Below are 13886 nucleotides of genomic sequence, written 5' to 3' on the forward strand. Positions count from 1 at the left end.
AAGCCCATGTCAGATCCACTTGCTACATCACCATCGCCGCTGGCCACATTCGACCGTCAATACGTACTGGAACTGAACAGCGGTCGAATCCCTGCAGACCCGCTACGTGTGCAACTGGAAAGCTTCGTACACCAGCGTTTTGCTGATACCTACGGTGCCCACGTCAGACACTACCTGCCGCAGTTGCTCAGCGTACGCCAGAACGGCGCTTTGCAAGCTGTTGTTGGCCTGCGACCCGCCAGCGCCAGCCCACTCTTTCTGGAGCAATACCTGGACCTACCTGCCTGCACACAGATCCGCATGCGCAGCGGCATGCCGGTGCTGCGCGAGCAGATGGTCGAGGTAGGTAATCTCGCCGCCCTGGCTCCCGGCGCAGCCCGCGTGTTGATCATTGCCTTGACGCACTACCTGGCCGCCCACGGCTTTATCTGGGTGGTATTTACCGGTACGGCGATGTTACTCAACAGCTTTCAGCGCCTGGCCCTCAGCCCCATTGATCTGGGCATGGCAGAGCCCGCACGCCTGGGTGAGCAGCAGGCGGAGTGGGGCAGTTATTACGCAACCCAGCCGCGGGTAATGGCCGGTTATATACCCGAAGGGCTCGCGCAGCTAGAGCAACACGGCGTCTTTCAACGCCTGGGTTACCAACCCCGGTACGCATACCAACAGGAGGCATCCCATGCCAGCGCTTGAGACTTTCTGGCAGGCGCTGACCAGCCATGCCGAGCACCAACCGCGTCAGCTCGCCCTTACCGATGACCAGGCCCACCTGAGCTATGGTCAGTTGCCTGGGCAGATCGCTGCACGCAGCAAGCAGCTGAGCGACAGCGGGTGTCACCGGGTGGCTCTGGCGCTGGAGAACGGCTGCGACTGGATACTCTGGGATCTCGCCCTGCTGTACAGCAATCTTGTATGCGTACCGGTACCTTCCTTCTTCAGCGCCGGGCAGGTCCGCCACCTGCTCGCCAGTGCGGGAGTCGACAGCATTATCGGCGAACTACCCGGCGGGGTAGAACCAGTAGAGATGGGCTTCAGCCGGACGAGCCTGGGCTGGCAGCGCCTGAAGACACCCCTGGGTAAAGAGCCCACTACGCCATTACCCGAAGGCACCTGCAAAATCACCTTTACCTCCGGGACCACCGGGCAGCCCAAGGGGGTGTGCCTGGCGGCAGACGCGTTGATGACGGTCGCCCTCAGCCTGCAGACAGCCTGCGCCGAGGTCACCCCCGAGCGTCACCTGGTAATGCTGCCGCTCGGCGTGCTGCTGGACAACATCGGCGTGTATGCGGCGCTGCTAGCCGGCGCCAGCATTCACCTGCCTGAGCATACCGGCGTGCGCAACAACACGCTGGATATTCAACGCCTTATGGAGGTTCTGCATCAGGCCCAGCCGCACAGTCTGATACTGGTGCCGCAATTACTTCAGGGCCTGTTGCAGGCTGCCAGTGCCGGTCTCCAACCGCCGGACAGCCTGCGATTTATCGCAGTTGGCGGAGGGCGCATTGCCCCCACCTTGCTCAACCAGGCGGCACAATTGCATTGGCCGGTGTACCAGGGCTACGGCCTATCGGAATGCGCTTCGGTGGTGTGCCTGAATCGCCCGTCACAGCACCGGCCCGGTAGTGTGGGCAAGGCCTTGGCGCATGTGCAGATCAGCCTCGCCGAGGATGGTGAGGTACTGGTGCACGGCAATGGCCCGCTGGGCTATCTGGATAGTGTCGACCCCGTCCCGTCGCCCTGGCCCACCGGCGACATCGGCCGCCTTGACGACGGCTTCCTGACCATTCTGGGGCGCAAGAAGAACCAGTTCATCACCGCCTTTGGCCGCAACGTCAATCCGGAATGGATTGAAGCCGAACTGACCAGCGATCCGGCCATTGCCCAGGCCTGCGTCCATGGCGAAGCCCTACCCAGCAATCTGGCACTGATCGTGCCGCGCCATGGGCAGGTCACTACCGCGCAGATCGAAGAAAGCATCGCCCGTACCAACATCGGCCTGCCCAGTTACGCGCGGGTGCATCACTGGCTGCTCATCCCACAACCCTTTACCACCGCCAATGGTCTGCTGACCAGCAATGGCCGGCTGCGCCGTGACGCTATTTTTCAGCACTACCGTCAGGCTCTACAGGGCCTGTTACCCGAGGAGTTAACGCATGAACTTTTTTGATCGCTTGCACAAGAGCACCGAGGCCGAGCGCGATTACCTGTTCGCCTCGCCGCTGATTCAGGCAGCACTAGCAGGGCAGGTACAGCGCCACAGCTATATCGCTTTCCTGACCCAGGCATTTCACCATGTCAGCCACACTGTGCCGCTATTGATGGCCTGCGGTGCGCGACTAAACGCCAGGCAGGAGTGGATTCGCAATGCCATGGCCGAGTATATCGAAGAGGAGTTGGGCCATCAGGAATGGATTCTCAATGATCTGCGCGCCTGCGGTGCCGACGCCGAAGCCATCCGTTACGGCCAACCAGCACTGGCCACCGAATTAATGGTGAGCACCATGTATGACCGCATCAACCGACTCAACCCGGTGTCGATGCTGGGCATGGTGTTTGTACTAGAGGGTACCAGCATCGCGCTCGCCACTCAGGCCGCAGGCAGCTTGAAACAGGGTCTGGGACTGCCGGACAAGGCGTTCAGTTATCTGACCTCGCACGGCGCGCTGGATCTGGAACACATGACTTTTTTCGAGCAGTTGGTCAATCGTCTGGATGATCCGGCAGATCAGCAAGCGATCATTCATACCGCCCGGGTCATCTATCGGCTGTATGCCGACATGTTTCGCACTTTGCCCGGCTCGGTGGAGGTGCCCCATGCGCTTGCAGGATAGCGTTGTGGTGCTGACCGGTGCCACTGGCGGCATGGGCCAGGCCATGGTCGCGGCATTGTGCCAGGCCGGTGCGCAGGTGTTGCTGGTGGGCCGCCAGGCCCCGGCACTACAGGCTTTGGAACGCGACTTTGGTGCACAGGTTTCCTGCGTACAGGCCGACCTGCGAGTGCCGGATGACCGCGCCAGAGTGGTCGCTGCGGCCCGACAATTGCCCGGCTTCAACCTGCTGGTGAACGCTGCCGGAGTCAATCACTTCGGGCTGTTCGAATCGATGGATGATGCGGCGATTGCCGACCTGATCGAGATTAATCTGACCGCCAATCTGCAGCTGTCCCGTGCGCTGCTGCCCCTCTTGAAGGCCGCACCGCAGGCCTGCGTGGTGAACATTGGCTCGACCTTCGGCTCGTTAGGCTACGCCGGTTTCAGCACCTACTGCGCAAGCAAGTTTGCCCTGCGCGGCTTTTCCCAGGCGCTGCGTCGCGAACTGGCTGACACCCGGGTCGGGGTACTCTACCTGGCACCCCGAGCGACCCATACGGAGATGAACAGTGCCCAAGTGAACGCAATGAATAACGCGCTGCAGGTGGCCATGGATAGCCCAGAGCGAGTCGCGGCTCATCTGATAAGGGCGCTGGAGCAAGACCTGCGCGAAGTGCATCTCGGCTGGCCCGAGCGGCTGTTTGTGCGCCTCAACAACCTGTTGCCATCACTGTTGGACAAGGCCCTGCGCCGCCAGTTACCTACTATTCAACGCTATGCCAGCCCTGCGGCTGATGCACCTGTAGCGAGCGATCCCATGTCATCCAAAACCCTGGAGCAAAGATCATGAGCATTCTCAAACAACTGGCTCTGACGGCCGCCTTCTGGGGCCTGAGCATTGCCGCCCAGGCGGCAGACGTCAGCAATCTGCAGCAGCGCTGGGCGCAGATCCACTACGAGATGCCCGTCAAGGAACAGTCCAAAGCCTATTCTTTGCTGGCGGACGAAGCCCGCCAATTGACCCAGGCTAATCCTGATAGCGCCCCGGCGCATATCTGGCAGGGCATCATCCTCAGCAGCTGGGCCAGCGCCGAAGGAGGCCTCGGTGCTCTGAGCAAGGTCAAGCAGGCCAGGACCGAACTGGAAAAGGCCTTGAGGCTGGAACCAAACGCCTTGCAAGGTTCGGCTTACACCAGCCTGGGCGCACTCTACTATCAGGTACCCGGTTGGCCGATCGGCTTCGGCGACCATGACAAAGCCGCCGAGTTGCTGCAAAAGGCCCTGGCGCTCAACCCCGACGGGATCGACAGCAACTATTTCTGGGCGGATTACCTGATCGTTCAAAAGCGCTATGCTGAAGCCAAAGCGGCACTGCTGAAAGCCCAGGCAGCACCGCCCAGACCTGGCCGCGAGCTGGCTGACAAAGGTCGGCAGCAGGAGATTCGCGAACGCCTCAATACACTTGAGTAATGCCCATGCGCCTGCTGCTGGTTGAAGATGACAAATCCCTCGGCGAGGGCATATTGACGGCGCTGAAAGCCGAGGGTTACACACTCGACTGGCTGCAGGACGGCGTCAGTGCACTGCATGCACTGAGTAGCGAACCCTTCGATCTGGCCATTCTCGACCTGGGCTTACCGCGCATGGATGGATTACAGGTTCTCAAGGCTTTGCGCGACCGTCATCATAACGTCCCGGTGCTGATTCTCACCGCGCGCGACGGCATCCAGGATCGGATAGCCGGGCTGGATGCCGGTGCGGATGACTACCTGACCAAGCCATTCGATAGCGCCGAACTCAAGGCCCGGCTGCGCGCGCTACTCAGGCGCAGCAATGGCCGGGCTGAACCGCTGATCAGCCTGCGCGGGGTTGTGCTTGATCCGCAGAACCAGCAAGTGACACTGGGCGGCAAGATAATCAGCCTGTCACGCAAGGAATTTGTGTTGCTGCATGAACTCATCGCCCAGCCTGACCGGGTACTCACACGCGACCGACTGGAACAGGTCCTCTATGGCTGGAACGAGGATGTGGATAGCAACACGCTGGAAGTGCATATCCACCATTTGCGCCGCAAACTCTTCCCCGAGCTGATCCGCACCCTGCGCGGCGTTGGCTACATGATCGAGCGACAGGTATGAACTCCATACGCCAACGAATTTTGCTGCGCGTACTCGGTTTGCTGCTGATCGGCTCGTTGATCCTCAGTGCGGTCAGCTATGGCGATGCCGCGCATGAAATTGAAGAGCTGTTCGATGCCCAACTGGGCCAAAGCGCGCGCGTGCTGCAAGGCTTGCTGCGCTTGCCACAGGCACAGATTGATCACCAGCAACTGGCCCAGGCCCTGAACGAGTCGGCCGGTCAACAGCCAGCCCTTGGGCACCGCTACGAAAGCAAGCTGGCCTATCAAGTGCGTGACGCCGACGGCCAGATTATTGCCCGTTCTTTCAACGTCCCGGCCATGAGTGAAGTGAACTGGCAACCCGGGTTCGCCAGTCTCGGCGAGGGTGAAGGCCAGTGGCGACGCTATGTGCTTGTCGATCCTGACCAGCAACTGGCGATCTGGGTCGGCGAGCGCGCGGACGTGCGCGGGGAGTTGGTGGGCAAGATAGTGCGCTCCACGCTGATCCCCGACCTGATCGGCATACCGCTGATGCTGTTGCTGGTCTGGCTGGCAATCGGCTCAGGACTCAAACCCCTCGAACGCATGGCCAGTCAAATTCGGCATCGTGATCCGCACAGCCTGCAACCCCTGCTGATCAGCGACCTGCCCATCGAACTGGAGCCTATGCAGGCAGCCCTCAATCGCATGCTGGATCAGTTGGGACAATTGCTCGCCCGCGAACAGCGCTTTATCGCCGACGCCGCCCACGAGCTGCGCACCCCGCTGGCGATACTGCAGATTCATGCCGACAATGCGCGTGCGGCAACCGATCCGGGAGAGCGCGAGGCGGCGTTGAGCCACCTGCATGCTGGGGTTGAACGCGCGACCCGGCTGGTCGCCCAGATGCTGACCCTCGCGCGCCTGGCCGACGAGCAACAGCCCGGACGACAACCCGTGCATCTACAGCAGACCTGCCGTAGCGAATTGGCGCAGCTACTTCCGCTGGCATTGAAGAAGCGGCAGGAGCTGGTGTTTGACATCGACCCGGCACTGCCCGAGACGCTGGCTATGGAGCCAGGAGCACTCGGCATGCTGTTGCAGAATCTGCTCGGCAATGCCATCCAGCATTGCCCTGAAGGCGGCAGCATCCGGCTGCGTCTGCAGCGCGAAGAGATACCGGTAGCAACCCTGTTGCTCAGCGTCGAAGACAGCGGCAACGGCGTGCCCGCAGCAGAGCGTGAGCGCTTACTTGACCGCTTCTACACCGGCGGCGATCAACCGGGGGCTGGCCTGGGTCTGTCTATCGTCCAGCGCGTGGTGGAACGTCATCACGGCACAATAGGGCTCAATGACAGCACGCTGGGCGGTTTGCGTGTGGATATCCGTCTGCCGGTTTAATTGAGCTGTTGATCAAGGGTTATCACGCCAGAGCAACGTACTGGAGCCTGCGCCCGGCATGGTTGATACTGCGCACATGATGACTTGCAGAGGAAACAGAATATGACTGAACAACGTTTTGACCTGACCGGCAAAACGGCCCTGATCACCGGCGCCTCCAGCGGCCTGGGCGAACATTTTGCCCGCGTACTGGCCGCCGCTGGCGCCCGCGTGGTGGTAGCGGCACGCCGCGCCGACCGTCTGGCGCGCTTGGTGCAGGACCTGCAGGATCAGGGCTTTCAGGCATTGGCCGTGACCATGGATGTGACTGACGCCGATAGCGTCAATGCCGGTTTCATCGAAGCCGAAACCCAGTTCGGTACTGTGGATGTGCTGATCAACAATGCCGGCATCGGCGAGGGCGTGCCCTTTCTGAAAATGACCGAGGGCAACTGGCGCAGCATGCTCGATACCAACCTCGACGGTGCCTGGCGCGTGGCGCATCGCGCCGCTGTTGCAATGGCCAAATCCGGCCAGGGTGGCAGCATCGTTAATATCGCCTCTATTCTCGGCCTGCGCGTAGGCCAGGGTTTGAGCCACTATGCAGTGGCCAAGGCTGGCGTAGTGCAGTTGACCAAAGCGATGGCCATCGAACTGGCGCGGGACAAGATCAGGGTCAACGCCATTGCCCCGGGCTACTTCCGCACGGAAATGAACAACGACTATTTCGAGTCGGACAAGGGTCAGCAGTATATAAAGGAGAAGGTGCCCATGCGGCGCCTGGGTCAGCTGGAAGAACTCAGCGGCCCATTGTTATTGCTGGCCAGCGAGGCGGGCTCGTTTATGACCGGCACCATCATCAACGTCGATGGCGGGCATCTGAGCAACAGCCTGTAGCGGGGCAGAACTGTCGCCTACGTGATTATCCACCCCTTCGACCTGATGGTGCTGGCGGATCGCTTAAGCGCCATCTGGGTCGAATACCCGCGTCCACAGCTTTAACTTTCGCCCATCAGCTGCAGAGTCAATTCGGCTGCCGATATAGCTCGGCAACCTCGTACATTCTGCCCAGCCCAGAGCGGTGAAAAATCACCACTGTGGCGTTTTTCCGCTGCACTGCGTAGCGGTGTAATCGCGGTACCCGCCAAAGGGAAGGCCGGCGCCAGCTCGCTTATAGGGCCCAGCTCGCGTATCACGCGGTTGACGATGCCACGTGCCGGCCGACCGGAGAACAGGTTGGTCAGCGCCGTATGCGCAGCCGCCTCACTCTGTAACGCGGCCCGATGTACTGCGCTGGTGTTGGCCTCCGGACACAACAGATAGGCGGTACCAATCTGTACTGCCGCCGCACCCAGCGCCATGGCAGCGCGCACGCCGGGAGCATCAGCTATGCCACCTGCGGCAATCACCGGCAGCCGCACCGCAGCGACGATCTGCGGCAACAGTGCAAAGGTGCCAACTTGGGTGGTCATGTCCTCGGTCAGAAACATGCCACGATGTCCGCCGGCTTCCAGGCCCTGGGCAATCACCGCATCGGCGCCATGGGCTTGCAGCCACTGCGCTTCCTCAACCGTGGTCGCCGATGAGATGACCCTGGTACCCCAACTTTTCAATTCATCCAGCAGCTCGGGGAGGGGCAGGCCGAAATGGAAGCTGACCACCGGTGGTTTGTACTCGCGCAGCAGCTCCAGCGCCTCGGCATCGAAAGGGCGCCGTCCTGCGCCGCTGGGGATGCTCTCAACGTCCAAGCCCAGCTCACGATAATAAGGCGCCAGCGCACTACGCCAAGCGGCCTCGCGCTGATCGTCCGGCGTCGGCGGCGTATGGCAGAAGAAATTTACATTCCACGGCCCGGCAGCCTGCTCATGCATGATTTTGAGTTCCGCGGCCAGCGCATCCGGACTGAGCATGGCCGCCGGAATCGAGCCCAGCCCACCGGCACGGCACACCGCCAACGCCAGTTTGCTGTCATGAACTCCGGCCATGGGTGCCTGAATAATGGGCAACCGCGTGCCCAGTAGGGGATGCATAGTCATCAGCACTACCTCTGTATTAAGTGCTATACAGCCTACCGGGTTATGACGCTGCTCATCCAGCCCTGGAACAAGACTTGAACTGCTCACGTCCAACAACCCACCTCTTGCGTACCGGAGATCTAATCAGACTTGAGCAAAGCCGCGCTCTGAATACAAGCGATGGCCGCGCGGAACTGTTAGCCGGGGTACGTTGGTCTATGGTGTAGTGAACGTTTGTAACCATATCGGAGATAACAGCATGACGATGCCACCATTGGGTTTTGGTACTTTCCGCCTCAAGGGTCAGGAGCTGATCGATGCGCTCACTACGGCGCTCGAGTTGGGCTATCGCCACATCGATACCGCGCAGATCTACGATAATGAGCAGGAAGTAGGCGAGGCCATCGCTGCCAGCGGCATTCCGCGCGACGAGCTGTTTATCACGACCAAGATCTGGATCACTAACCTGAAGCCAGAGAAGCTGATTCCCAGTCTGCACGAGAGTCTGCACAAGCTCGGTCTGAAGCAGGTCGATCTGACACTGATCCACTGGCCGTCGCCGGAAGGAAAAGTGCCAATAGAGGAGTATCTGCCGATGCTGCTTGAGGCGCGCGAACAGGGACTGACCCGCGCCATTGGCGTGTCCAACTTCACCATTGAGCATCTGACCCAAGCGATTGATCTGGTTGGCGCCGAGAACCTCGCCACCAACCAGGTCGAGATCCATCCCTTCCTGCACAATCGCAAGCTGGCCGAATTTGCCCGCGAGCAGGGCATTCAACTGACCGCCTATATGCCGCTGGCCGTAGGCAAGGTCATGCAGGATCCAGTGTTGCAGGCGCTTGCCCGCGCCCACAAGGTAACCCCGGCACAGGTAACACTGGCCTGGTTGCTGCAGTCGGGCTATGTGGTGATTCCCTCCTCGACCAAACGCGCCCACCAGCAGGCAAATCTGGACGCGGCAAAGATTCGGCTCAGCCAGGAGGACGTAGCCGCTATTGCCGCGCTGGAGCGCGGCGAGCGGATTGCCAATCCGGAATTTGCACCACGCTGGGACTAACCGCCCTCAGCTCTGCAGCGCGGGCAGATTCCGGAACAACACCAGCGCATCGGGATTGGCCAGCGCGTCGGTGTTCTTCACCGGCTGACCGTGCACCACGTTGCGCACCGCCAGTTCGACGATTTTGCCACTAATGGTGCGCGGAATATCCGCCACCGCGACAATCCGCGCGGGCACATGGCGCGGCGTGGTATTGGCACGGATGGTCTGCCGGATCTGGTCCTGTAACGCGTCGGTCAGTTCGATGCCCTCGCGCAGGCGCACAAACAGCACCACGCGCACATCGCCCTGCCACTCCTGACCGATGGCTATCGACTCCAGCACAGTTTCGACCTTTTCCACCTGGCGATAGATTTCCGCCGTCCCGATCCGTACCCCACCGGGATTCAGCACCGCATCCGAACGGCCATGGATGACCAGGCCGCCATGGGCGGTTTCCTCGGCATAATCGCCGTGCGCCCAGACGCCGGGGAAGCGCTCGAAATACGCCGCGCGGAAGCGACTACCGTCAGCGTCCTGCCAGAAACCGGTGGGCATCGACGGGAAGTGCTTGGTACACACCAGTTCGCCCTTGCCGCTGCTCAGGGGTCGACCCTCGTCATCCCAGACTTCCACCGCCATGCCCAACCCCTTGCACTGCAGCTCACCAGCCCATACCGGCAGCACCGGGTTGCCGAGCGCAAAACAGGAGACGATATCGGTGCCGCCGGAGATTGATGACAGGCACAGATCGGCCTTGATCTCGCGATAAACGTATTCGAAGCTTTCATGCGACAGCGGCGAACCGGTCGACAGCAGGCTCTTCAGCCCCGTCAGCCGATGCGACTGCGCCGGGCGCACACCGGCCTTTTCCAGCGCGGCCAGGTACTTGGCGCTGGTGCCGAACACGCTGATGCTCTCGGCGTCGACCATGTCCAGCAGGCGTTCGGCACCGGGGTGGAAGGGCGAGCCGTCGAACAGCACCAGGGTCGCGCCTACGGCCAGCCCGGAGACCAGCCAGTTCCACATCATCCAACCGCAGGTAGTGAAGTAGAACAATCGATCCTCGGCCCCCAGGTCGGTATGCAGGCCTAGCTCCTTGAGATGCTGCAGCAGCGTGCCGCCGGTGCCATGCACGATGCACTTGGGCACGCCAGTGGTGCCACTGGAATAGAGAATGTACAGCGGGTGATCAAAGGCCACCGGGGTGAATTCCGGCTCGCCGCCGGGTTGGTAAAAGTCGGCCCACAGGCTGACCTTTGCGCCGCTGGTGAAATCGCCGGCTTGCACCTGCGGCCAGGCGTACGGCACCACCAGCAGCTGTTGCAGCGACGGCAACTGAGTGAGAATCTCGTTCAGCTTGCTGGTCAGGTCGATCTGCTTGCCGGCGTAATGGTAGCCGGCGCAGGCGATCAGTACCTTGGGCTCGATCTGACCGAAGCGATCAATCACCCCCTGGGTGCCGAAGTCCGGTGAGCAGGACGACCAGGTCGCACCGAGGCTCGCGGTCGCCAGCATGCCGACCAGGGTCTGCCAGGTATTGGGCATAAACGCCGCCACCCGGTCACCCGGCCCCACGCCCCCCGCGCGCAGGCTACGCTGCAGGCCAGCCACATGCTCGGCCAGTTGGGCATGGCTGAGCACTTCGCGGCTGCCATCTTCAGCGATGGCCACCAGCGCCGGATGCTCATCACGGCGGCGCAACAAATGCTCGGCGAAGTTCAGCCTCGCGCCAGGAAACCAGCTCGCGTCCGGCATGCTCGGCTGCTCGATCAGTACCTGGCTTGCAGGCTGACTGAAACGCACCTCGAAGTAATCAACTATCGCCTGCCAGAAGGCCGCGCGCTCGGCGATACTCCAGGCGTGCAACGCTGGATAGTCAACCAGCGCCAGCGCGTGACGCTGGTTGACGAAACGGCGAAAGGCATCCATCCGTGTGGCGGCGATGCGCTCGGGTGAAGGGGTCCACAGGGGCTGTTGCATGGTATGTCCTCGGGCGCCGCGATACGGCGCGTTGGTCCAGAATTCGTGTATTGACGTTGTTATACGGGTGTTATTGAGCGGCCCAGCCGCCGTCCATGTTCCAGGCCGCACCACGGACCTGCGCGGCCGCGTCGCTACAGAGGAACAGCGTCAGCTCGCCCAGTTGCGCCGGCTCAACAAAGGCCAGCGATGGCTGCTTCTCGGCCAGCAGCCCTTCGCGGGCGGCATCGGCATCACCGAGCCGGGCACTGCGCTCATCAATCTGCTGCTGCACCAGCGGCGTCAGCACCCAGCCGGGGCAGAGCGCATTGCAGGTAATGGCGGTGGTCGCGGTTTCCAGCGCCACCACCTTGGTCAGACCCAGCACCCCGTGCTTGGCGGCCACATAAGCAGCCTTTTCCCGCGAGCCGACCAGCCCGTGCACCGAAGCGACATTGATGATTCGCCCCCAGCCACGCTCACGCATGCCCGGTAGCGCCAGCCGCGTGGTATGAAACACCGCCGACAGGTTGATCGCGATGATCGCGTCCCAGCGCTCGACCGGGAAATCCTCTACCGCCGCCACATGCTGTATACCGGCGTTATTGATCAGAATATCCACTGCGCCGAATTCAGCCAGGGCAAAATCGATCATCCCGGCGATGGCCTGCGGATCGGCCATATCCGCCGGATGGTGCACCACCCGACCGCCGTATTGCGCCACCTGAGCCACGGCCGCAGGGGCATCACCAAAGCCGTTGAGTACCAGATCGGCGCCAGCCTCGGCCAGCTTGAGCGCAATGCCCAGCCCTATGCCGCTGGTCGAACCAGTCACCAGCGCAGTCTTGCCTTTCAATGTCATCGCTATACTCCCGCAGCACCCGGGTCACACCCGATGCTGCCACAATAGGTTAAACAATACCGGTAAGGTAGTAGACGCCGATCACCACAAACACCGCCAGGGTCGCGATTACGGTGATACCGAAGATATCCTTGTAAGCTTCGCGATGGGTCAGCCCGGTGACCGCCAGCAGGGTGATCACCGCGCCATTGTGCGGCAGTGTGTCCATCCCGCCACTGGCCATTGAAGCCACCCGGTGCAGCACCTCCAGCGGAATGCTGGCGGCATTGGCGGCGCTGACGAAGCTGTCCGACATCGCCGCCAGGGCGATACTCATGCCGCCCGAGGCCGAGCCGGTGATACCGGCAAGCAGATTGACGGTGATCGCTTCATTGATCAGCGGGTTGGGAATGCGCTCCAGCGCATTGGCGACCACCAGAAAGCCCGGCAGGGACGCAATCACCGCGCCAAAACCGTATTCCGAGGCGGTATTCATCGCCGCCAGCAGCGCGCCACCCACCGCCGTGCGTGTGCCTTCGGCAAGCCGGTCCTTGATCGTGCGGAAGGCGCAGACCAGTACCAGCAGAATGCCCAGCAACAGCGCTGCCTGGACTGACCAGATCGCCGTCAGGCGGGTGACATTGGTCTGCAACGGCTCGGCCATCCCGGCCAGTTGCAGAGTGTGAGTGGTGCCGTAAAGCTCGGGAATCCAGCGCGTCAGCACCAGATTCGCCACACCCACCAGCAACAGCGGCGACAACGCCAGCCAGGGGCTGGGCAGGTCGATGTCGTCCGGGGTTTCCGGCTCGTTGCGCAGGTTGCTGCCGTATCCCTCACCGGCGCGCTGAGCCTTGGACAGCTGCCGCTTGAGATAGAGCATGCCGACGCTGAAGACGAACAGCGTACCGACCAGCCCGAGCCAGGGCGCGGCCCAGGCGGTGGTGTCGAAAAAGGTGGTCGGGATGATGTTCTGGATCTGCGGCGTGCCGGGCAGGGCCGTCATGGTGAAGGTGAAGGCGCCCAGTGCGATGGTCGCCGGCAACAGGCGCTTGGGGATATCACTCTGGCGAAACATCTCGGCCGCGAACGGATAAACGGCGAAAACCACCACAAACAGCGACACGCCCCCGTAGGTGAGCAGCGCACAGACCAGCACAATGACCAGCATGGCCTGGCTGGTGCCCAACAGACGAATCGCGGCTGCAACAATGGAGCGGGAAAACCCGGACAGCTCAATCAGCTTGCCGAACACCGCGCCCAGCAGAAACACCGGAAAATACAGCTTGATGAAGCCGACCATGTTTTCCATGAAGATGCCGGTAAAGGCTGGGGCAACAGCAGAGGGGTCGGTCAGCAGCACTGCGCCGAGGGCAGCAATGGGGGCGAAGAGGATGACACTGTAACCGCGATACGCTGCAATCATCAGCAACGCCAGGGCAGAGAGGGCAATCAGCACACTCATGGAAGAACTCCTTGCATGACAGCAGGGCGCTGTCTCGATCATTGTTTTTGTTGGGGTACCGGTCAGACCGGTCCCTTGCGTTAGCTCCCGGCAGGCGGGGCTATCGTGCGCAGAAGCTATAGCGATAACCATGCCAGCTAATCCAAGGCATTGAATTAATTGAATAAATTCAGGATCAGTGGAAATAACAGAAGCACTTTTGTCTACTATTGGAGACAACAATACAGAAGAAGTGGAGGGGACCCCCGGCAACAGCGCCCCTGGGGCATAGTCTCCATT

The 13886-nt window shown here is 61.4% G+C and carries 13 protein-coding genes; 9 read left to right on the top strand and 4 right to left on the bottom strand.

The window, feature by feature from the left end; genetic code table 11:
* Positions 1–6: 6 nt before the first annotated feature.
* From K787_RS0100280 to K787_RS0100315, 8 genes are all read left to right on the top strand, one after another.
* Complete coding sequence (locus K787_RS0100280) at positions 7–693, top strand: thermostable hemolysin (protein WP_022960771.1); 687 nt, start codon at positions 7–9, stop codon at positions 691–693.
* Positions 680–2167 (top strand): AMP-binding protein, encoded by a 1488-nt coding sequence (locus K787_RS0100285; protein ID WP_022960772.1) that lies wholly within the window; start codon positions 680–682, stop codon positions 2165–2167. Before K787_RS0100280 ends, K787_RS0100285 begins: the two co-directional genes overlap by 14 nt.
* Complete coding sequence (locus K787_RS0100290) at positions 2154–2831, top strand: iron-containing redox enzyme family protein (RefSeq protein WP_022960773.1); 678 nt, start codon at positions 2154–2156, stop codon at positions 2829–2831. The genes K787_RS0100285 and K787_RS0100290 overlap by 14 nt, the downstream gene beginning before the upstream one ends.
* Entirely contained in the window at positions 2815–3660 is an 846-nt protein-coding gene (locus K787_RS0100295; protein ID WP_022960774.1) for an SDR family oxidoreductase, read from the top strand. The genes K787_RS0100290 and K787_RS0100295 overlap by 17 nt, the downstream gene beginning before the upstream one ends.
* Positions 3657–4280: a tetratricopeptide repeat protein gene (locus tag K787_RS0100300; RefSeq protein WP_022960775.1), complete on the top strand. Its 624-nt coding sequence runs from the start codon at positions 3657–3659 to the stop codon at positions 4278–4280. The genes K787_RS0100295 and K787_RS0100300 overlap by 4 nt, the downstream gene beginning before the upstream one ends.
* Positions 4281–4285: 5 nt before the next feature.
* Complete coding sequence (locus K787_RS0100305) at positions 4286–4948, top strand: response regulator (RefSeq protein WP_028614441.1); 663 nt, start codon at positions 4286–4288, stop codon at positions 4946–4948.
* Positions 4945–6309, top strand: a complete 1365-nt coding sequence (locus K787_RS0100310) for an ATP-binding protein (RefSeq protein ID WP_022960777.1) — start codon at positions 4945–4947, stop codon at positions 6307–6309. The genes K787_RS0100305 and K787_RS0100310 overlap by 4 nt, the downstream gene beginning before the upstream one ends.
* A 102-nt stretch (positions 6310–6411) precedes the next feature.
* On the top strand, positions 6412–7185 hold the full coding sequence (locus tag K787_RS0100315; RefSeq protein ID WP_022960778.1) for an SDR family NAD(P)-dependent oxidoreductase: 774 nt from the start codon (positions 6412–6414) through the stop codon (positions 7183–7185).
* A 101-nt stretch (positions 7186–7286) separates the two neighbouring features.
* Here K787_RS0100315 and K787_RS0100320 read toward each other — a convergent pair whose 3' ends face one another.
* A complete protein-coding gene (locus K787_RS0100320; protein ID WP_022960779.1) occupies positions 7287–8324 on the bottom strand; it encodes an NAD(P)H-dependent flavin oxidoreductase in 1038 nt (345 codons plus the stop codon).
* A 238-nt stretch (positions 8325–8562) separates the two neighbouring features.
* Here K787_RS0100320 and dkgB point away from each other — a divergent pair, with 238 nt between their 5' ends.
* Complete coding sequence (gene dkgB, locus K787_RS0100325) at positions 8563–9363, top strand: 2,5-didehydrogluconate reductase DkgB (RefSeq protein WP_022960780.1); 801 nt, start codon at positions 8563–8565, stop codon at positions 9361–9363.
* A gap of 6 nt (positions 9364–9369) precedes the next feature.
* On the opposite strand, the gene K787_RS0100330 is transcribed toward dkgB, so the two are convergent.
* The 3 genes from K787_RS0100330 to K787_RS0100340 form a co-directional block, all read right to left on the bottom strand.
* On the bottom strand, positions 9370–11325 hold the full coding sequence (locus K787_RS0100330; RefSeq protein WP_022960781.1) for an acetoacetate--CoA ligase: 1956 nt from the start codon (positions 11323–11325) through the stop codon (positions 9370–9372).
* A gap of 70 nt (positions 11326–11395) precedes the next feature.
* The gene (locus K787_RS0100335; protein ID WP_022960782.1) at positions 11396–12166 is read right to left on the bottom strand and encodes a 3-hydroxybutyrate dehydrogenase; all 771 of its coding nucleotides are present in this window, start codon (positions 12164–12166) and stop codon (positions 11396–11398) included.
* Positions 12167–12215: 49 nt separating this feature from the next.
* Positions 12216–13607 (bottom strand): GntP family permease, encoded by a 1392-nt coding sequence (locus K787_RS0100340; RefSeq protein ID WP_022960783.1) that lies wholly within the window; start codon positions 13605–13607, stop codon positions 12216–12218.
* Positions 13608–13886 lie beyond the last annotated feature (279 nt).

Source organism: Halopseudomonas pelagia CL-AP6 (assembly GCF_000410875.1).
GTDB lineage: Bacteria > Pseudomonadota > Gammaproteobacteria > Pseudomonadales > Pseudomonadaceae > Halopseudomonas > Halopseudomonas pelagia.